The sequence below is a fragment of the Adhaeribacter radiodurans genome (assembly GCF_014075995.1).
GTDB lineage: Bacteria > Bacteroidota > Bacteroidia > Cytophagales > Hymenobacteraceae > Adhaeribacter > Adhaeribacter radiodurans.
On record NZ_CP055153.1, the window covers coordinates 1,737,599 to 1,758,769 of the forward strand.

Here is a 21,171-nt window from a genome sequence, read left to right on the forward strand (position 1 = left end):
ATGAAGATACTATTATTCCTTTTAATGAGTAGCTTTATCTGCTTTGGAGCCAATGCCCAGCATAATTTGTATTACTGGCAGGTGAAAGGCTATACTGGACTTGCAAATTTTTATAACCCAAATAAGAAAGGGGTTGCCTATATTGAACCAGATGATAATTCCTGGTATCGGCTGGAAATAGGGAGAAGTTTAGGTAAAACATTGGGTATTTCGGCGGGTGCTTCTTTTGGAAAAATTAAAGGATTAGCACCACAGGGAAATAGCTTTTTAACTAAAACTCAAATGAGTACGGTAAAACTTTACTTTTATACCGATAATGGTTGGCTCTTAAACCCGGAAGCTTTAATTTCTCCGTTCTTTTTTGCGGGATACGGAATTAGTACCATTAATCAGCAAACTAATCCTTTCTTAAATGAGAATAGCTACCAGCAAGTACTACCATTTGGCTTAGGATTTAAAATTCGACTCGCAGAAAGGTGGCAACTCGACTTACAAGCCGAGGCTATTTACAATGTAAAGTCGTTCGTAAACGAAATACCTGCTCAACAAAATAAGTATAATAATGCTTTTGTACATACGGGTATTTCGCTTGCCTATAATTTTGGTTTTAAGCCATCTACCTTTAAAGCTCCCCGTTTTTACGCTAACGTGGCAGATACACTTTCGTTAAGGCATTCTGTTCAAGCAAAAAGTGCTATTCAACCAACCACCAATCAATTTACCGATACTATCCCGGAGCAAGTTGCCCCCATCTCACAGAAACTTGCTAAACGTTCTACTTCCCTAGAAACTCCGGAAAAACAAACCGTAACTCCGAGAATGGTCATTATCCGGGACACTGTAGTAGTAACTGACAATACTAATCGACTAACTGCTAATGATTCTATAAACCGGCAGCGGATTATTCAACAGAATCCCGATACTCTTTATGTTACATCAAAAGCTAATGTTAACTCTCAAAATAAACTGGCTGATAAAATATCCGAAAAGGATAAATCGGAGAGAAATTCAGCTCACGAAAGGGCCATTAGAAACAGAGAAAAAGCTTTGGAAGATTATGATTTAAGAACTAAGCGAGCAACAGTACTTCGGCGAAATCAACCCACGCCTGTACAAAAACCCGCAAGAACCACATTGCCCTACCAGCAAGAAGAACCTAATGTTACTACCAGGCAGGTATATCCACCCACAAATTCGGTATATGAAAATAGCCGACGCCCCACTAATCCGGTGGGTACCAATGCGGTTGTTTTACTCGTTAAGGACCGAAAAAATTTAGAAGAAGCAAATCGAAACAACCGCGAGTTACGCTTTGCCTTTGATTCTTTAAATACGGTTATGAACCAGGATACTGCTTTAGCTGCGCAACTAAAACGTCAAAACACTTTTTATGATTCTCTGGATAAAAAAGTAATGCGGTACATGCAAGACCAGGCTAACTTAAACGACAGTCTACAGCAACGATTCGTGTCACTCCAAAAGCAATTAAGCTCTGCACCACCAACTACGAACGTACCTCTAGAACCAAAACCGGGGGAAGAAAATAATTATAATACAAACGTGTTTTTTACTTTAAACAGTAGCACTATACCATCACAAAGTTACAACAGCTTACTGGCTTGCACGGCTTTTCTGAAAAATAATCCAGAACAAAAACTACAGCTCACGGGCTATGCCGATCGAACCGGATCTGCAAGCTACAACTTATTGTTAAGTCGTAAAAGAGTAGAAGCTGTAGCTAATTTTTTTCAATTGCAGGGTATTGAAAAAGAACGGATTTTTATCCAGTATTTTGGCGAAACAAATGAATCACTACAGCCATTAGGAAGAAAAGTAGTTGTTAGGATGTTAAACTGAGGGCAATTACTACCATGATTAAAGAAAGAAGTGTTTTGCGGTTATTGTGGCTATGCGGGCTTATATTGTTTCTAAATGTTCATTAGTGGTACTCTTTTATTTTTTAATGAGCCCATTTTACATTTCTATTTGGCCAGCAAACGACAGTAGCAGTTCTATCTACTCGATCACTACCACTAATAAACCTACTGAACACGCGGATTTGAGTGGTTCCTGGGATTACGTGATGACGAATGAGCAGAGGGAAACCCTTACGGGAGTATTAACCATCCTGAGAGGAGGCAGCGCCGGCTACAAGGGCCACATCACCTCGAACGAAATCAGTTTAGGCAGCGATACTGAAATTACGAAAGCCAAAATTAATGGCTCCAACTTTATTTATGAAGGTATGTTAAAAATCCCGGATGGCGATATACCCTTTATCCTGAAAGGGACCATTCAGGGCAGTAAATTAAAGGATCAGAATACCGTTCTTTATCAAAACCGCAGCATGCTGTTTCAAGTAAAAGCTACCCGAAAGTAAAAGACATTAGTATCAAATATAAGATGTCAGACTTAGCTGTTTTAAATAATTTTTCATACCCGATCAACTGAATCAATTTTCTTTTACGCTTATAAAATCAAGAGTAATAGTACTCACCTGTGATATCATCAAAGCTCTCTTTGCAATTAGTAATGGAATAATCTCATTGTGCACTTTTCTGATCATCTATTTATCTACTTAAATTTTGTCAACTTAATTAAAGTCAGCAAGGCTAATAATTAAAGAGACAAAACGAGGTCAAAAGCATGGAAATAATTATTATTTTAATTTTAACTTTATTAAACGGATTTTTCGCGCTTACGGAATTATCTATCATCTCCGTCCGAAAAACCGGATTGAACAAAAAGCTCAAGAAGGTAGGAAAAAAGCCCAAAAACTGCTACAACTTATCCAGGAACCAGAAGACTTTCTTTCTGCTGTTCAGGTGGGTATTACCTTAATTGGAATTATTTCAGGGGCTTATGGGGGAACTGCCTTATCCGATGATATGCGAGAGGTATTAAGCAAGGTATCTTTTTTGGCTCCTTATGCGGATACCTTGGCCATTATTTTAGTGATAGGCAGCATTACGTATTTCTCCATTGTCATTGGCGAACTCATCCCTAAATCCCTGGCATTAGGGAATGCTGAAAATATTGCTCTTTTTGTGGCGCCTATTATCCAAATATTTACCACTCTCACTTTACCTTTAGTCAAGATCCTTTCCATCTCAACGAATGCTATCATTCGGCTATTAAGTATTAAAGAAAGTCCCGAAGAAAAATTTCCCCGGATGAGGTTCACCAAATCATTAGAACCGCCGGCAAGCAGGGAGTATTATGCCGGAATGAGACCGAAATGCACCAAAATATTTTTCATTATTCTGGTTAAAGAGCTAGAAGTTTAATGACCCATCGGTTAGAAACGGAATGGATTAATATAAATGACTCTTAAATGACCCTTTGGAACATATTCAGGAAAAAATCAAAAATAGCGTTCATTCCAAATTTCCAGTTTGTGAAGGTGAATTCAATAACATCATAGGCACGCTTTCCACTAAAGACTTTTATGAGAATCTGCTCATCCACCATAAATCCTTGTTAGAAGTAGTAAAAAAATCCATATTCATTGCGGAAACCATGTATGCCTGGGATGTTTTAGCTTTATTTAAAAAACAAAAGCAGTACCTAGGGATTGTAGTAGATGAATTTGGGGCTGCCGAAGGCATTATTACCTTAAATGACATACTGGAAGCCATTGTAGGAGATATTCCAGACTTAGATGAAAACAATGAACCGGATGTTATTAAACGCGATGCTACTTCTTATTTAGTAAACGGAACTACCCCGATTTGGGAGTTAAACAAAGGATTGGGTAATGAACTTATTCCCCGATCCGATACCGAATACTTAACATTAGCAGGATTTGTCATTCATTATTTAAGTCGCTTACCGAATACGGGAGAAAAGTTCACCTACAATGGTTTTGAAATGGAAATTATGGATAAAGATGGTACTAGGATTGATAAAGTCTTAGTAAAAAAATTGCCATCCTAAAGTTCTGAATTTACCTTTTAGCACCAACAAAACAATGGTACTTGCACTTTGAGATTAATTATAAGTAAACCAAAACTTATTTCAATGTTGCATTAGAGGTAACTCATGTTATATTTCTATAAGTTATTTATATAAGATATGACTATGTAATTCCTCCATTCTCATTTTCTCGTCGTTTTTGATACGATAACCTCGTGGCCCTTCACATGGGTCTCTTCACAAACATAGGCCATATAAGCACCATTCTAGTCCTAATTACCGTAATCCATAAGATTATGTTTGGATGGCAAGATATACCGAAGTTTGTGCTGGCCTTTTTCCTGGTGCTCCCCGTAATTTCCTTTTTACACGAGGTAGGCCATGTTTTTTTTGCCTGGCTCATGGGAGGTAAAAATATTAAGTTAACCGTTGGTTCGGGAGATGTACTTTTTCGCTTAGGCTTGCTGGAGGTACGGAAATACTATTTTTGGTATGGCCATTGCTCTTTCGATAGTCTGATACGCAATCAGCGCTTGGCTAACATCTTCATCTTTTCAGGAGGAGTTCTTTTCAATGCATTAACAGCCGTACTAGTAATGTACCTGGTACAAGCAGGTACCGTAGAGGCGGGTATGTTAACTTACCAGTTTACCTACTTCTCTATGTATTATATCTTTTTTGCGGTTCTGCCAATGCCTTACCCGGATGGCTCTTACAGCGATGGCAAAGTCATCCTGGATCTGATAAGAAACAAGCCGCACCTAGCTGATACTGTTTACAGAATTACCTGGAGTGAGGATAAGAGGCAATGGCAGGTGCTTGATGCTAACAAAATAGTAATGGAAACTTTAAAGGAAGAGAGTACTGCTATTGAACGGGCGCAGCAAATAGCAAAAAGTAATCGCCCAAGCCGGGTGATTCAGTCGAAGGAGGGCCAGGAAATGGAGATAGGCAATTATCCCAAGGTGCCTTTATAAGTTATTGGGCTATTTACGCAGCTGGTACTAAAAACCAGTTGGCTACTCCATACAGCTTATACGGGCTTTCTGTATATCCGCTGGCTAGGAAATTCGTACATTAATACTCCTACATCCAACCTAATTTTATGATTGCAGCTATCGTTGGTTTTTTGGTTATGCTTAACCCTTTTGCACTCTTTCTTTACTTGAGACCTATTATGAGCGATTTGTCTGATGATGATTTTCGATCAGTATTTATAAAAGCCAGCAGCATTTCCTTTGGCATTTTTCTTGGATTTCTACTGCTGGGTGACCTTGTTTTTAAGGAAGTGTTCCGCATTAATTTCGAATCATTCCGCATATTCGGAGGCATTGTACTCTTTTCGTTCGCCTATATCTTAATTGTGCAGGGCAAAAAAGGATTTATCCAGATAAAAGGAGACCTCCATGATTTGGCATCGGAAATCGCTTTGCCTTTTATGGTGGGCGCAGGTACTATTTCGCTGACGGTACTGATGTCTGAGCAGCTGGTATTGTGGCAAGGCGTACTATCGCTGGTTATTATCATGCTGATCAACTTTGCCATCATCATGGGCATGAAAAGCATCCGCAACGCCATGCACTCTAAAAAGCTGCAAATCGCTTTTGATAAAAATATGGAACTCCTCCTGCGCATCAATGGCTTTTTTCTGGGGGCGATAGGGGTTGATATGGTTGTGACAGGAATAAGCAACCTGGTGTTAACAGGAGTGGAGAAATGATGCTTCGCTGCTTTCCCTGTTCACTTCTTTTGTTACAATCACATTTTAATTTATTTAATAATATCTCCAGAATACACCAGCCAAAGCGGCACGTTGATATTGGTGTTGTACATCTCAGTAGGCACGCTGCCCAGGCTCAGCGAAGGCAGCGGGTTATTGCCTTTCAGACCCAGCACCAGCAGGTCGTGGCCTCCTTTTTCCAGGTGCAAGGTAATGCGTTCTGCTATACTTTTATTGGCAGCTCTTACCAAGGTATAAGGAACCCGGGCTATCTCCTGGTGCCTTTTCTGCAGGTCAGCAAACTTTTCTTTTACCACTTCTTCTGCTTTTTTAACAGCTTTATCCTCCGAGATTAACGGAAAAAACTGTTTTGGGAGGCGGTAAACGTGCATAATCTCCAGCTGCAATCCTAATTGGTCAGAAAGATTCTTACTTAACCGGAGGGCGTGCACGGAGGTATCAGAAAAATCTATCGGTGCCAGTACTTTTTGTATGTTAAGACGAGCCGTTTCGGGGAGAACCAGCATACTGCACGGCAATACGCGCAACAGTTTTGTACCTAAAGCCCCGGTACTTTTGTTGCTCATCTTCTTGCCGAGGATGGTGAGCTTGACCTGATAGCGTTTTACCAGGTCGGCAAGTATGACTTCGGTGTTTGGCTCTTCACTAACGAGTATTTCATGGTCGGTGATGGTGCCAAAATGCTCCGCCACAATATCCTGGATATTACCTTCCACCTCACTGGTAAGGTCAACGTCTCCGAACCACTCTTTAAAATCATCGCTCAGCTCATATACTTTAATGTTGTGCACAAAGTATATTTTCCGCACCTTTAGTCGCTCACAGATGGAGCGGGAAAAAGCAACCAGCTTCTCGTCTATGTCGCTCAGGTCCAGGCAGACCATCATGGCGTCAATCGTAATCATAGGGTATCCGGGTTTGGTTGTACAGGATTATCTTTTCTGACTTCGGGCAGGCCGGCATCTTGTTTCTTGGCGCGCTTGGCCAGCATTTCGGCCACTAGTTGCTGATAAGCTTTGCGCTCTTGGGTCTGGCCCAGTTTTGCTTCTTCTTCGGCTTCCTCGTTTAGTCCACGGTACAGGCTATAACACATCAGCAAAAGTATAATAGCAAAAGGTAAGCCCGTAACTATAACAGCCGTCTGCAAGGCTTGTAGGCCTCCGCCAAGCAAGAGTACTGCGGCCACCGCACCACCTGCTAGCGCCCAGAAAACACGTAAACCTACCGAAGGATTGGGGTTACCACCAGAAGTAAGACTTACCACTACCAACGAACCGGAGTCTGAGGAAGTCACAAAAAAGCCTGTTACCAGCAGAACCCCTATTACTGATAGAAAGGTGGAGAAGGGCAGCTGTTCAAAGAATATGAACAGGGCAGTAGAAATATCCACTGCCACCGCATCGGCAATAGCCGGGTTGCCGGCCAGGGTTTCGCGTAGGGCCGTACTTCCGAAAGCGGTCATCCATAAAAAACAAAGGAGTGAAGGGGCAATGAGCACGCCCAATACAAATTCCTTGATGGTTCGACCTTTAGACACTCTGGCAATAAATATACCGACAAACGGCGCCCAGGATATCCACCAAGCCCAGTAGAAAACCGTCCAGGTACCCTGCCAGTTTGTGTTTGAATACGCTTCATTCCAGAACGATAGTTGCATAAAGTTGCCGATATACGAGCCGGTGTTTTGAACGTATGAACCCAGTATAAAAACCGTTGGCCCCAGTAGCACCACCGCCACCAGCACAAACAGGGCAATGCGAATATTCCATTCACTCAGAATACGAACCCCCTTATCTACCCCGGTTACTACAGAGACAGTGGCAATACCAGTAATAATAACAATAAGTACAATTTGGGTTGTAATATCATTTAAAATGGCAGGAAAAACATGATTCAGGCCAGCCGCTATTTGCTGTACTCCAAAACCAAGGGAGGTAGCCAATCCAAAAAGCGTCGCGATTACCGCCAGAATATCAATGATGTGTCCTACAACGCCATGAATCCGCTCGCCTAAAAAAGGATAGAAGGCGGAGCGAACCGTTAGTGGTAGCTGCCGGTTATAGGTAAAGTAAGCCAACGCGAGCCCCACCAAGGCATAAATAGCCCAGGCGTGCAGCCCCCAATGCAGGAAAGTGAAATTCATCGCTTGCCGGGCAGCAGCGGGAGTGCCCGGCTCTCCGAGTGGGGGAGTCTGCAAGTGGTTAATGGGCTCCGCGATACTCCAGAAAAGCAAGCCTATACCCATGCCCGCGCTGAATAGCATAGCAAACCAGGCCGAGGTAGTGAACTCTGGTTTAGCAGTCTTGCCCCCTAGCCTTATTGAACCAAATCGGCTAAAAGCCACAAACAGGCAAAAGGCCACAAAGAGATTCACGCTAATTATAAAAAGCCAACCCATATTAGTCGTAATAGCTGCCTGCACTTCGCTAAAGAAAGCCTCGGCACTCTTCTGAAACACAAGCACCAAGCTTATGCTTACAACCAGGAAAAAAATGGAGGACCAAAATACAGGACCGTTTACCTCCAGTCCTAAAGATTTTTGTGTGTTACTTCTTAGTCTAATCATTCATGATGTATTTAATAATCAGAAATAATATCCCAGATTAATATTAAAGCGCATATGCCACTTCGTTTCGTCTGGGGTACCGGCCGCGAAGGCATTCATCCATTCAGGGCCTAGCCAAGGGTGGTTATACCCAAAGGCGGCGTCGGTGTAGATATACATTGGCCCGGCCGTCCACAAGGCACCTAGCACGTTCATGTGGGCGTTCTCATAACCACTTATGCGTTTATTGTAGTAGCCATAGTTATTGTAGATATCTATGCCCTGCAGCAGCTTTGTATCCATGGGGATATGGTAAGAGACACCGGCCGTGTATATTTCTCCCCTATTGGCTACATTATTATTCGAGCCATAAGCACCCATCTCCACCAAATCCACCTCTGCCCCTGTGGCATATTTAGGATTTATACGGTAGAGCATAGCTTGCAGCTTAATGTTCCAGGGGCTATGCTTGGCCAGGTGTTCGTAGTGTACGGCACCCGCATAACGAGTGCCGTTGCGTTTCGTGTCAAGGTTATAGAGTAGCCCACCCTGTATAGAAATGCCCAATTTATGAGCTAAGCTGTCGCCTAATCGTCGCACCAGTTTTAAATCGAATTGGTTATTTTCTTTGTTACGCCCGGTAACGTCATAAGAGTAGCGGTTGGGGCTAGGCTCCGCTGGGCCAAACACGAACTCTTCGGCACTTTTGTAATAGGCCACCTGCCACTGCCATCGGTTGGAGTCATGAATATATTTCACGCCCATGTCGTGGTCATCCTCAAAACCCAGATAATAGGTCATGTTAAAGAACCAGTTGTTGGAATTGTACTGCTGTATGCCAAAAGGCACCTGGTGCAGGCCAACCTGTATTTGGGATTGGTCAGAGAAATCGTGTTGGAACCAACCCTGCTTCAGAAAGGCACCACCAAAGGCCTGGGAGTAATATCGGAACTCAGCATTTAGTTTGATGCCTTTAAATTCGGCTTCAGCGTTTAGGCGGAATACATCATAGCCAAAGTCCCCGGCCCGTTCTAACTGATCTTTTTTCCAGGTAGAAAGATTATAGTTAAAACGAACAGCACCCCCTAATTTCAAATAAGGTTTATCTTCGGGTTTCTCCTCTGGTTCTTGTGCCGCACAGATTTTGGTGACGAATAGGAGAAGAAAGAGTAAAATTATTCTTATCATAACCAAAAGCACCAGAGTATGAGCCCTCCTCCCCCTAAGTAGGACGGTTTTTAGACAGAAATGTTGTTTAGATTAGCCTCCTTACATTTTTAAGACATGCCAAAATTAGAGAACTCGGGTTTCACTGTAAGTCTTGTCATCCTATAACCACTTTTATCCTATGTTTGTTCTGATGCTTATATTGGGATAAAAGAGAAGAAAGGAAGGATCAAGATGGTCACTTTTATTAGGTCCTAAGAGCCTGTTTTACATGAAAATCCCCTTCCTTTTCCTATGGTTACTTTGAACAGTTCCATTAAGCCTTAGAGCTTGCATCAGGATAGAGAAAGCTACCATAATCTCCTCTTCTTTCTTTTTTGTCTACCCTTTGATTAACACTTCAAGTTATGATTCTATCCGCCAAACAAAAAGTAATTGGTATTGATGTAAGTAAAGACACCTTAGCGGTATGCTTCTCCTTAGAGGATAAGCTGCAGCACCTGGAAGTCAGTAATAACAAAGCTGGTTTTCAAAAGCTGGTGAAACAATGCAGCTCCGAGAGCCTGTATGTGATGGAAGCGACAGGTATATATTACCTGCACCTAGCTTATTTCCTTTATGAACAAGCGGTAGTTAATCCCGTTATCATTAAGCGTTACATCCAGATGTACTTAGGCAAAGGTAAAAGTGACAAGAAGGATGTTCAATGGATTAAGCGCTACGGGGAACAGAACCAAGTGGCTTCCTAGAAACCCGAGGAGCCGGTAATCGTCGAATGCCGGCAACTAGAACAGGTTACCGAGCAGCTCATCCGGCAAAGGACTATGGTCATTAACTCCCTGACGGCTCTGGAGCGGCAACCCGTAGTGAGCGAATTAGCCGTGAAAAGCCTGAAGCAAACTTTAAAAATGCTCGATAAGCAAGTCAAGCAAATCCAGGAAAAGCTACTAGCCACTCTGGAGAATACTTTTAAAAGGGAGATCCAATTACTTTCTTCTATTCCCGGGATTGGTAAAAAGACGGCTGGCATGTTGCTTTTATTTGCCGGCAGCTTTCAGAAAATAGATAATCATCGTCAACTGATTGCCAAAACGGGCTTATCCCCTCGAGAGTACACTTCGGGTACAAGCATCCGGGGGAAGACGCGCATCACCAAAATGGGCGGTAACTTAATCCGCAGCAAATTGTATGTGTGCAGCTTCTCGGCTAAAAAATCGAATACCGCGTGCAAGGCCCTTTATGAGCGGTTGGTGGCGAAAGGTAAAAACGGTAAACTGGCTTTGATTGCCGTCTGCAATAAGCTCTTGAAACAGGCATTTGCCATTGTTAAATCAGGTATTCCTTACCAGCCTGATATACTAAAATTTCGACCTAAAAACCTTGACTTTTAACACAGTTCATGTTAAATAGGAATTATGCATTTTTCTATCATCCCTTTTGTCATCAACTTCTCTTTCTTGCTTAGTAAGATGCTGCAACGGGATGTTAAATAATGAAAAGGCAGCTATTTACAGCTTATCTTTTCCTATACCTGTAAATTACTTATTTATCATATTATTGGTTATAGGAAAAATATAATCAAACCTTCTTGTAACACTTAAATAGGTCTAAATGGGAGAGTTGCTCAGAAAGAGAAAGCAGGGATTCTTACAATTATTTCTCTTCCAGCATCACTAATTTGGTGTATATTCGTTCCGCTCTGGCTCGTCGGTTCTGAAAAATAGATTCTCGGAGCCACTTCATTCCGAAAGCCTTTTTTAACGCTAGCTCATCATGAACATAAATGGATTAGAAGATTTCGGAATTACTGTCTCTGATTTAGTTAATCAGTACGCGGATAGAAAAATGGATATTAGGATCAGTTTTCCTTATTATCCGGATTTGGCGAGTTTAAAGCCTCTAACGCCTAAAGAAAGGAAGGTAGTAGTTAGTCACTATTTCCGAAAGCAATTGAAATTAGTAAAAAGCATTTACCCCACTACCCATTATCAAATCGTGGGAAGCCGAAATCAACCCCGTGGAATTACTGGCCAGTTAACGGGTCAACAAATAGCTGGGCTGCAAAGCAATCAAACAATTAAATGGCTGAATGTGGAACAGGTGGAAGGACTACCCCAAATACAACCGGAGGCCGGTCCTGAACCCAAGGCTTGTGTGTTGCCTCTTTATTACAACATCATGGGCTTGTTCGTGGCAACATTTGATGATTTAGATACGACAACAGGTATACGACTAACGGAGGAACGTATGGTGTTAGTGAAAGCCTTAAACAGGGGTGAGGCGATCCAAAAAGCGCAGGTAGAGTTTGGTCGCTACAGCCAAGCGGAAATCTTAACGAGTAGTTACCACTTTAACAAGTGGAAATTTCTGAAGGTATTGGATGTCTACGAGTTGGGAGTATCGGGCATTGATCCGGAGGGAACGGAAGTATATAGTATTTGGAAGCGCCGAAAACTAAAAGAATCGGATTACGAACAATAGCTAAATTACGCTATGGAACGTAAGTGTACTTATATAGTAAAAAAAATCAATAGCAATATATTTCTTCTGCTATTGATCATTACAACTACGCCTCAATCCTGAATATAGAGATCATAAACCTACTGCATTAAGAGATGGAACTGGTAATTTATAATCAAAACGAAAGTGAGTATAATACGCCATATACATGCCTTTTTCAGGATCAGGATTTATTTTCGACTTGGTTTAAAATTGTTATTTTCTATCCTAAAAGGTGAAGCTATCACATTATGCATATGATAATTTCTTGGATAGATACCCAAAAATTGGTATAGCTTAGAGGGGTAGAGGTGTTTACCCTTAAAGACAGAAAAAGATCTACAAGGTACAACCAGGTTCCTTTAAAGGAATCAGGTTGTACCTTGTAGTAAGTAGATCTTAATCCATCGATCAATAATTGCCTTTCAAAAGTGCTATTTACAATATTACTAAATCAAAATAGGACATGAAAACACCTTTACCTTATCTAAAAAAAGCGAGTGGCAACCAGCTTTTGCGTTCCTGTTGGTTCCATCTTTCCGCAATCCTTTTCTTACATCTGAGCTTCACCACCCTCACGATCGCCCAATATAAAGCCTGGGATAAAACCTACGGCGGGGATAGTGATGATAATTTAAAAGTTGTGCAGCAAACCAGGGATGGTGGGTATATTTTAGGGGGCACTTCTGATTCCGAAATTAGCGGCTATAAAACGGGAGCTACTTTAGATTATGGCAATTTCTATCGGGATGATTACTGGGTAGTAAAACTGGATGAAAAAAAATCGCAAACTATTACCTTTAATTCTATTCCGGATAAAACCTTAGGCGATGCTCCTTTTGCGCTTATTGCCAAAGCTACTTCCGGTCTGCCCATTACCTTTAAAGTCATATCGGGGCCGGCTACGGTTAAAGACAAAATAATCACTCTAACGGGCGCAGGTACGGTTATAATTCAAGCTTCGGTAGCGGGCAATGCCTCCTACTTATCCGCGAATACTACGCAAAATTTTGAAGTGATAGTACCTTCTACCGTTGTTTGGGATAAGACCTTTGGTGGTCATCATCCGGACCAACTTACCGCGATGATTACTACGCCGGATGGCGGGTATCTACTAGGTGGCTCTTCGCGATCAAGTATCAGCGGGGACAAAACTGAAAGTAACAGAGGAACACCGAATGAATTTGGTGATTTTTCGCTGGACTATTGGGTGGTAAAAACGGACAAGGCAGGAAAAAAACTGTGGGATAAGAGTTTTGGGGGCAACCACGACGACCAACTTACTACTCTAATAGCTACTAGTGATGGGGGGTACTTATTAGGTGGCCATTCTGATTCTGATAAGTCCGGCGACAAGGACGCTGTATTGAAGGGTGCTACGGATTACTGGGTGATTAAAATAGATGGAAATGGTAATAAACTCTGGGATAAAGTATATGGGGGCAGCGACGCCGATAATTTAACAACTATCTTCTCCACCGAAGATGGCGGTTACCTTTTAGGTGGCACTTCCGTTTCCGGCAAATCTGGAGATAAAAGCCAGGAAAGTAAAGGAGATATGGATTATTGGGTATTAAAGATAGATGCCGCTGGTGGCAAAGTTTGGGATAAAACCTACGGAGGCAATAAAGCTGATAACTTGGCTGCTATAGTTAATACGACAGGTGGTGGTTATTTACTCGGGGGATCTTCGGCTTCCGGAATAAGCGGAGACAAAAGCCAAGCCGCGCGGGCATTTGTAGATTACTGGGTCATAGAAATAGATGTCAATGGGAGTAAAGTATGGGACAAGACCTTTGGCGGTACTAAAGACTTCTACTTCGACGATTTCTGCTTTGATGAGGAGGAGGAATGTATTGAATATTATGGGGCTTCTGAACTTTCTGCTCTGGTAGCTACACCGGATGGAAGTTTTTTGTTAGGCGGATCTTCCAATGCGGGTAAAGGTGCTGAAAAAAGTGAATGGAGTGTAAGTTATGGTGTACCTGGTGAAAAGGCTACTTTCTTTAGTGACTACTGGGTGGTGAAGATTGATAATAAGGGAAATAAAGTTTGGGATAATACCTATGGCGGCATTTATACTTATTACAGTGAGGATGCCGAAGATAACTATTTTGGTAGCTCTAGACTGACATCAATAGTGGCTACTTCCAATGGAAACTATTTACTGGCAGGCACTTCTGATTCCGATAAAGGGGAGGATAAGAGCGAAAACAATTTGCAGAATGAGGCAGACAGTTACTATTTAGACGACTACTGGGTTGTGCAGATTGATGGGAATGGCAATAAGCAGTGGGATAAAACCATTGGTGGTTTTGAAGGTGATTATCTTTCAATTGCTTTATATAATACGGAAGGAAATTATGTGTTAGCAGGTACTTCTGATTCGGGTATAGGGGGAAATAAAAGCGAACTTAGTAGAAATAATAGTTACTCGAACATCCAGGATTATTGGGTAGTAAACGTAAAAGTAGATGAAGACCCCGTTGCTTCAAATTGGGATATGCGTTATGGTGGCATAGGCAATGATAATTTTACCTCTGTAATCAAGACAACTGATGGAGGTTATCTATCAGGTGGCTACACCAACTCGGGCGTCAGTGGGGATAAAAGTCAGGGCAACCAAGGCAAGAACGACTACTGGATTGTGAAGAGTAATAAGAATGGGAAAAAAGTCTGGGAAAAACGCTTTGGGAGCACCCAAGATGATTACCTTAATCGGGTAATCCAAACCCAAGACGGCGGCTACCTTTTAGCGGGTTCTTCTTTATCGGGAAAGAGCGGCGATAAGTCGGAGGCGAGCCGGGGAGACCGAGATTACTGGCTGGTGAAAGTGGATGCCACGGGTAATAAGCAGTGGGATAAAACCTTGGGCGGTAGTGGGCAAGATGAATTGGAGAAGGTAATTCAACTCGCTTCGGGCGAGTACGTGCTAGGAGGCACAACTACTTAGCCGGCGAGTGGAGATAAAAGTCAAGACAGCCAAGGTGGCTATGATTTCTGGTTAGTTAAAATCAGTTCTGCCGGCACCCAACTCTGGGATAAGCGCTACGGCGGCTCGCAGGGAGAAGTACTAGGCAGCTTTACTGAAACGAGTGATGGGGGCTTTTTCTTAGGCGGCAGTTCTTTCTCGGACATTAGCGGGGATAAAACCCAACCCAGCCGGGGTGACGTGGATTATTGGGCCGTTAAGACGGATAAAGAGGGCACCTTGATTTGGGAGAAAACATTCGGCGGTTATGCGCAGGATGAAGTCTTCTCAGTGCGGCAGATTTCCGGAGGTAATTTCTACTTAGCCGGTACGAGCAACTCCAATGCCAATGGTGATAAGAGCCAGGATGTTCAAGGCATGCGGGATTACTGGTTATTAAAATTGGATGCTACCGGAAACAAAGTTTGGGATAAACGGTTTGGAGGCAGTAAAGATGATATTTTACGCGCCAGCACTTACACCGACGAAGGGCATTTTATCCTGGCTGGTCAGTCTTACTCGGAAGTAAGTGGGGACAAGAGCCAGGCTAGCCAGGGAGCCGGAGATTATTGGGTCGTAGAGGTAGATGAAAACGGCCAGAAAGTACAAGATCAGCGGTTTGGAGGCAGCGGAGAAGACGAACTGCGCACGGTAACCCAGACGAAAGACGGTGGTTTACTGTTAGGGGGGAGATCCAACTCCGGGGTAAGTGGTGACCGTACTCAACCTAGCCAAGGCGGAACGGATTACTGGCTCGTGAAAGTAGCTCCTACCACTACCTCCATCGTAGCGGCCAGAGAGACTACCCTGACTGTAGAAGTAACTAAACCGACCGAGCTTACTCCTTTGATGGCGTATCCTAATCCATTCCAGGGCCAGTTAAGTGTTCGTTTTAGCTTACCTCAAACGCAATTAGCTATCGTCAAAGTCCTTGACAGCCAAGGCCGGGAAATCAAAACATTATACCAAGGAGAAGCCAAAGCAAAGCAAACCTACCAGGTAGAGTGGCAGGCGGACAACAAAGCTGCTGGCATGTATTTGCTGCAACTGCAAACCCCAACTAAGCTAAATACGCAGAAAGTACTCCTTAATAAGTAAATATTGAAACACGTAGCCAGCGGAAGCTGTTTCTGCCAGCTACGTGTTTTAAGGAATACCCTAAGTATCCTTTAAAATGAAACTAGAAGGAGCATTAACTCAATCTGCTTAATATAATTGGACTTATAAGACAGGGCGATTTCTAGTTATTCCTAGGCTAATCGGATAGTAATGCCAAGGGTATGTATTTGCTGCAATTGCAAACCCTTACTTAACGCTAGCAACAGAAATTACTTTTAACATTCTTAACATAGTAACTAATCCAAATTTTTCAACAAGGCCGGATAAAGTTGCCGTTATCCGATATTTTCTCTCTGATAAGTTACGAAGTCTCTTGCAGGTTTATTTTTAGCTTATCGGTAGTTGTTTTTCCTGCTTTAGAATAAATAGTTGGCTTTAAGCTTATCACTGCTATTTTGCTCTAGTCTTGTATTTAAAATAGCTAATCTGTTCTAAGAATAATACTTATATTTAGAAGAGCAAGTATCCGTAACCTTTCTTTACCAAAAAGAAGAGGTTTACTAATTCTTTTTCTTAATGCTCCTTTTCCTGTTTCCGGAACATAAAACTACTCTTACCCATATGCAAACAACTTTATCTCTTTTCTGCCAGATACTACTTCGTGCGAAAATAATATTTTTAGGGCGTGGCCTTTACCTTATCTTGTTACTTCACCTTGGCCTGACGACTATAACCTTCGGCCAAAAAAATCTATGGGATAAAGCAATTGGGGGGAGGGGAGAGGAGGGATTACGGTCCTTTCAGCAAACCAGTGATGGGGGCTATATTTTAGGCGGTAATTCTTCGTCCGGCAGTGGCGGGGATAAAACCGAGGCAAATAGAGGGACTAGAGGAACGACAGATTACTGGATCGTAAAACTGAATGCAAATGGCACGAAAGAATGGGATAAAACTTTGGGGGGAGATAGAAATGACAAATTAATTTCTCTGCAGCAAACCAACGATGAGGGGTATATTGTAATTGGCTCTTCTAATTCCGCAAAGTTGGGAGATAAAAGTGAAGCTGCTGCAGGAAGTTGGATTGTAAAGCTAAACGCAGACGGAAACAAAGAATGGGATAATACGATTAGCGGCGGTTCCATATCTTCCCTTCAGCAGACGAGAGATGGGGTATATATTCTAGGAGGAACTTCTGCTTCTGGAAAAGGTGGCGATAAATCCGAGGATAGTAAAGGCAAAGAGGATTTTTGGATAGTAAAGTTGAAAGCAGATGGCAGCAAAGATTGGGATAAAACGATTGGTGGTAATAATTATGACTGGTTAACCGCCGTGTATCAAACAAGTGATGACGGCTATATTCTGGCGGGTTCTTCCTGGTCTGGTAAAAGTGGTGATAAAACGCAGGCTTCTCAATGTTATAGTGATTACTGGATTGTAAAGCTAAAGGCGGATGGCAGCAAAGAATGGGATAAAACCGAGGTGCAAGTTAGTTCCGATTATTTAGAGAAAATGCAATTAACCCGTGATGGGGGATATATCTTATTAGGTGCCTCTCATTCTGGCGAACTTCGTATTGGACCCTTTATTGTAAAATTAAAAGCCGATGGAACAAAAGAATGGGATAAAACTATATCAGGTGATGGCTACGAATGGTTATCTGTGATTCAACAAACGAGTGATAATGGGTTTATTCTAGGAGGATACAAAGAGAGAGAGATTTCTAACGTACCTACTAACCTAGGATGGGTGGTAAAACTAAAAGCGGATGGTGCTACCGACTGGGATACAACTTTAAAAAGAAATAATTCTTCCAGTATAATAACTATCCAGCAGACCAGTGATGGCGGCTATATTTTGGGTGGACCTTCTTCGGTTTACCTTGGGGATGAATTTGCGGATGGCTGGGTAATGAAGCTCAATAATGAAGGTAACATAACTTGGGATAAAACTTATGGGGGGGATTATAATGACTTTTTCTCCTCTATTCAACAGACGAAAGATGGCAATTATGTTCTGGTGGGCTCTTCTGCCTCCACCACTAGAAGTGATTCCTCCCAAACTTCTCGGGGAGGCTCCGATTATTGGATAATGCGACTGGATAATAGTGGATCGGCTCTCCCCCAAAAAATTGTATTTACTCCTCTCTCCAATAAAAGCCTGAATGACAAACCCTTTTCTCTTTTCGCCACGGCTACTTCAGACCTACCGGTCACTTTTACAATTGTATCTGGTCCAGCAAAAATAAAGGGCAATATTGTTACGCTTACTGGTACAGGTATAGTTACGGTAAGAGCCATTCAGGCGGGTAATGCTACGTATCTTCCAGCGGAGGTTGTTCAATCCTTTTTAGTGGAGCCGGCCTCGATAGTGAATAAGCTGTGGGATAAAACGATTGGGGGCAATGAAAGCGATTTCTTAAGCTCGGTACAACAGACTAGGGATGGCGGCTATATTCTGGGAGGCACTTCTTCTTCGACAAAGAGCGGGGATAAAACGGAAGGTAATAAAGGAGATTGTAACGAATTGGGATGTTACTTTGCTGATTACTGGGTAGTAAAGCTAAAAGCCGATGGTACGAAAGAATGGGACAAAACAATTGGAAGTGACGGGAAGGAAGAACTAATTGCGTTGCAGCAAACGAATGATGGCGGCTATATTCTAGGGGGTGGTCGGAATCTGGCAAAAGCGGTGATAAATCTGACGCTTCTCCTGGTGCCTGGATAGTGAAGTTACAAGCCGATGGCACGAAAGAATGGGATAAAGTTATCAGTGGTAATAGGGTTTCCTCGCTCCAGCAAACCGGCGATGGTGGTTATCTCTTAGGAGGGAGTTCTAATGATGATTACTGGATAGTAAAACTGAATGCCCACGGCAGCAAAGAATGGAATAAAGCCTTTAGCGGAAATAGTGTAGATTATTTAACTTCTTTGCAGTAAACTACTGATGGAGGGTATATTCTGGGAGGAATTTCTCAGTCGGGCAAAAGTGGCGATAAATCCGAAGCTAGTCGAGACTCTGAAAATAGCATTTGGTATAACAGGGGTGATTACTGGGTCGTGAAGCTGAAGGCGGATGGTACGAAAGAATGGGATAAAACCTTAGGGACAAAAGGATTTGAGGGCTTTGGGCTTGGAGAGTGGTACCCATCCTTCAATCCGGCCTTAAATTCGCTGCAGCAAACGAGTGATGGTGGGTATATTCTGGGGGTTAGAACTATTTCCAGCATTAGTGGGGATAAGACGCAAGATAACCTGGGAGGAAGTGATTATTGGCTAGTAAAGCTGAGAGCTGATGGCAGCAAAGTGTGGGATAAAACTATTGGCACATTTGGAGATGACTTTTTCGTTTCGGTGCAACAGACCAGTGATGGCAACTATATTCTGGGAGGTTCTTCTTATTCCAGCATAGAGGGCGATAAATCCGAAGAAAATAAAGGTAAACCCGCTACAAATGGAGATCCAACGACTGATTATTGGATTATAAAAATAAAAGAAGGAAAATCTTATACAGCGCAATGGAATAGGCGCTATGGCGGGGCAAACCACGATGTACTTACTTCTGTTATTAAAACTTCGGATGGTGGCTATCTCGCGGGTGGTTTTTCAGTTTCCAATAACAGCGGCGACAAAAGCCTGGTTAACCAAGGCCAGAATGACTACTGGATTGTCAAAAGCGATAAGAACGGCAAAAAACTTTGGGATAAACGTTATGGTGGCTCCAATCAGGATTACCTCAACCGCGTCATTCAAACTCTGGACGGAGGTTATCTGTTAGCCGGTTCTTCCCATTCGGGTAAGAGCGGGGATAAGACCGAAGCCAATCAAGGCCAGCGGGATTACTGGGTCGTGAAAATAAATGCTCGCGGCAATAAACAGTGGGATAAAACTTTCGGTGGCTCTGGTTACGATGAGCTCAAGAAGGTCATCCAACTTAATTCTGGCGAATACGTGCTAGGTGGCTACAGCGACTCGCCGGCTAGTGGCAGCAAGAGCCAGGCGAGCCGGGGTGGCACCGACTACTGGCTGGTGAAGATAAGCGCGAATGACACTAAACTCTGGGATCACTGCTACGGGGGTAATTTAGATGAACTTTTCGGCAGCTTTACCGAAACCCGGGACGGTGGTCTATTCCTGGGCGGCTTTTCCCTCTCCGGCAAGAGTGGCGATAAGAGTCAGGCCAGTTACGGAGCAGGTGATTACTGGGCTGTGAAAACGGATAAAGACGGCCATTTACTTTGGGAGAAATCTTACGGGGGTAGCGGCCAGGAAGAAGCTTACTCCGTGGGGCGCAGCCAGGGTGCGAATCTCTACCTGGCGGGCACAAGTGAGTCGGGCAATACCGGCGATAAAAGTCAAGCCAGCCAGGGCGGGAAAGATTACTGGTTAATAAATTTAGATGAGCAGGGTACAAAGCTTTGGGATAGCAGCTTTGGGGGCAGTAAAGACGATGAACTACGCGCCAGTACTTTCACCGGCGAAGGTAATTACCTTTTGGCGGGTTATTCTTACTCAGGTGTAAGTGGGGATAAAACGCAGCCCAGTCAAGGAGCGAGTGATTACTGGGTAGTGCAAGTAGATGGCAACGGCAACAAAGTAGCCGACCAACGCTATGGGGGCAGCGGCGAAGATGAACTCAGAACAATCTTTCAAACCAACGATGGCGGCTTGCTTTTGGGTGGTCGCTCCAACTCCGGAGTAAGTGGCGATAGAACCCAACCGAGTCAAGGCGGCACCGACTACTGGCTGGTGAAAGTAGCGCCAGCAGCAACGCCTATCTTAGCGGCCCGGGAAGCTATTTTAGCAGAAGAACAGATTTCTTCCTTCTATCCAGTACAGGTACAAGCTTATCCTAATCCTTTCCAGGATCAAGTAACCGTAAGTTTTACCTTACCGCTAACCCAAACGGCAACGGTAAAAGTTTATGACAGTCAAAGCCGGGAAGTCACTACCTTGTTTCAAGAGGAAGCAAAAGCCAACCAAACGTACCAGGTAAAATGGCGGACTGGTAATAAACCAGCAGGGTTGTACTTTTTGCAACTGCAAACGCCTACTCGGCATCAGCAATGGAAATTGCTCTTAACTAAATAAGAGCTTTGTATTCGAAAAAAGCTAAGCGGTTAGAAGCAATTTTAACCACTTGGCTTTTTTTAATATAGATAAAATGGTCAATATTTTATAGGTGGGGACATCCTGAAATTTATCTCAAAAACGACCGAAAAAAAGATGGAAATAGACCTGGTACTAGCCGGTATTTTTTGTGGAAGAATTGCCTTAT

16 protein-coding genes and 1 pseudogene are annotated in these 21,171 nt (G+C 42.9%); 14 read left to right on the forward strand and 3 right to left on the reverse strand.

Annotated elements, in window-relative coordinates; genetic code table 11:
• The 6 genes and pseudogenes from HUW48_RS07300 to HUW48_RS07330 all read left to right on the forward strand — a co-directional run bounded on the left by HUW48_RS07300 (position 1) and on the right by HUW48_RS07330 (position 5,635).
• Positions 1 to 1,857 carry an OmpA family protein gene (locus HUW48_RS07300; protein WP_182415048.1) on the forward strand — a complete coding sequence of 619 codons (1,857 nt, stop codon included), beginning with the start codon at positions 1 to 3 and terminating at the stop codon, positions 1,855 to 1,857.
• A gap of 106 nt (positions 1,858 to 1,963) precedes the next feature.
• Entirely contained in the window at positions 1,964 to 2,380 is a 417-nt protein-coding gene (locus tag HUW48_RS07305) for a hypothetical protein (protein ID WP_182415049.1), read from the forward strand.
• 266 nt (positions 2,381 to 2,646) lie between these two features.
• Positions 2,647 to 3,287: pseudogene (locus HUW48_RS07315) on the forward strand (CNNM domain-containing protein).
• 55 nt (positions 3,288 to 3,342) lie between these two features.
• Positions 3,343 to 3,936: a transporter associated domain-containing protein gene (locus tag HUW48_RS07320; RefSeq protein ID WP_182415052.1), complete on the forward strand. Its 594-nt coding sequence runs from the start codon at positions 3,343 to 3,345 to the stop codon at positions 3,934 to 3,936.
• A gap of 275 nt (positions 3,937 to 4,211) precedes the next feature.
• Positions 4,212 to 4,892, forward strand: coding sequence for a site-2 protease family protein (locus HUW48_RS07325; protein WP_182415053.1), 681 nt, complete (start codon positions 4,212 to 4,214; stop codon positions 4,890 to 4,892).
• Between the two features lie 128 nt (positions 4,893 to 5,020).
• The gene (locus HUW48_RS07330) at positions 5,021 to 5,635 is read left to right on the forward strand and encodes a MarC family protein (protein ID WP_182415054.1); all 615 of its coding nucleotides are present in this window, start codon (positions 5,021 to 5,023) and stop codon (positions 5,633 to 5,635) included.
• A gap of 50 nt (positions 5,636 to 5,685) precedes the next feature.
• Here HUW48_RS07330 and HUW48_RS07335 read toward each other — a convergent pair whose 3' ends face one another.
• From HUW48_RS07335 to HUW48_RS07345, 3 genes are read right to left on the reverse strand one after another with little or no spacing between them, the layout of a single operon-like run.
• Positions 5,686 to 6,561 (reverse strand): universal stress protein, encoded by an 876-nt coding sequence (locus HUW48_RS07335; RefSeq protein WP_182415055.1) that lies wholly within the window; start codon positions 6,559 to 6,561, stop codon positions 5,686 to 5,688.
• Positions 6,558 to 8,222: a BCCT family transporter gene (locus tag HUW48_RS07340; protein WP_182415056.1), complete on the reverse strand. Its 1,665-nt coding sequence runs from the start codon at positions 8,220 to 8,222 to the stop codon at positions 6,558 to 6,560. The genes HUW48_RS07335 and HUW48_RS07340 overlap by 4 nt, the downstream gene beginning before the upstream one ends.
• Before the next feature lie 18 nt (positions 8,223 to 8,240).
• Positions 8,241 to 9,389 (reverse strand): hypothetical protein, encoded by a 1,149-nt coding sequence (locus HUW48_RS07345; RefSeq protein WP_182415057.1) that lies wholly within the window; start codon positions 9,387 to 9,389, stop codon positions 8,241 to 8,243.
• Positions 9,390 to 9,775: 386 nt separating this feature from the next.
• Between HUW48_RS07345 and HUW48_RS07350 the strand changes: the two genes are divergently transcribed.
• The 8 genes from HUW48_RS07350 to HUW48_RS07385 all read left to right on the forward strand — a co-directional run bounded on the left by HUW48_RS07350 (position 9,776) and on the right by HUW48_RS07385 (position 20,984).
• The gene (locus HUW48_RS07350; RefSeq protein WP_182415058.1) at positions 9,776 to 10,117 is read left to right on the forward strand and encodes an IS110 family transposase; all 342 of its coding nucleotides are present in this window, start codon (positions 9,776 to 9,778) and stop codon (positions 10,115 to 10,117) included.
• Positions 10,118 to 10,192: 75 nt separating this feature from the next.
• Positions 10,193 to 10,759: a transposase gene (locus HUW48_RS07355; RefSeq protein ID WP_182415059.1), complete on the forward strand. Its 567-nt coding sequence runs from the start codon at positions 10,193 to 10,195 to the stop codon at positions 10,757 to 10,759.
• Between the two features lie 382 nt (positions 10,760 to 11,141).
• Complete coding sequence (locus HUW48_RS07360) at positions 11,142 to 11,849, forward strand: DUF4288 domain-containing protein (RefSeq protein ID WP_182415060.1); 708 nt, start codon at positions 11,142 to 11,144, stop codon at positions 11,847 to 11,849.
• 484 nt (positions 11,850 to 12,333) lie between these two features.
• Positions 12,334 to 14,820, forward strand: a complete 2,487-nt coding sequence (locus tag HUW48_RS07365; protein WP_182415061.1) for a hypothetical protein — start codon at positions 12,334 to 12,336, stop codon at positions 14,818 to 14,820.
• A gap of 219 nt (positions 14,821 to 15,039) precedes the next feature.
• On the forward strand, positions 15,040 to 15,936 hold the full coding sequence (locus HUW48_RS07370) for a T9SS type A sorting domain-containing protein (protein ID WP_182415062.1): 897 nt from the start codon (positions 15,040 to 15,042) through the stop codon (positions 15,934 to 15,936).
• A 663-nt stretch (positions 15,937 to 16,599) separates the two neighbouring features.
• Positions 16,600 to 18,621 carry a hypothetical protein gene (locus HUW48_RS07375; RefSeq protein ID WP_182415063.1) on the forward strand — a complete coding sequence of 674 codons (2,022 nt, stop codon included), beginning with the start codon at positions 16,600 to 16,602 and terminating at the stop codon, positions 18,619 to 18,621.
• Positions 18,621 to 18,833, forward strand: a complete 213-nt coding sequence (locus HUW48_RS07380) for a hypothetical protein (RefSeq protein WP_182415064.1) — start codon at positions 18,621 to 18,623, stop codon at positions 18,831 to 18,833. Before HUW48_RS07375 ends, HUW48_RS07380 begins: the two co-directional genes overlap by 1 nt.
• Positions 18,834 to 18,953: 120 nt before the next feature.
• Complete coding sequence (locus tag HUW48_RS07385) at positions 18,954 to 20,984, forward strand: T9SS type A sorting domain-containing protein (protein WP_182415065.1); 2,031 nt, start codon at positions 18,954 to 18,956, stop codon at positions 20,982 to 20,984.
• The last annotated feature ends 187 nt before the right edge of the window (positions 20,985 to 21,171 follow it).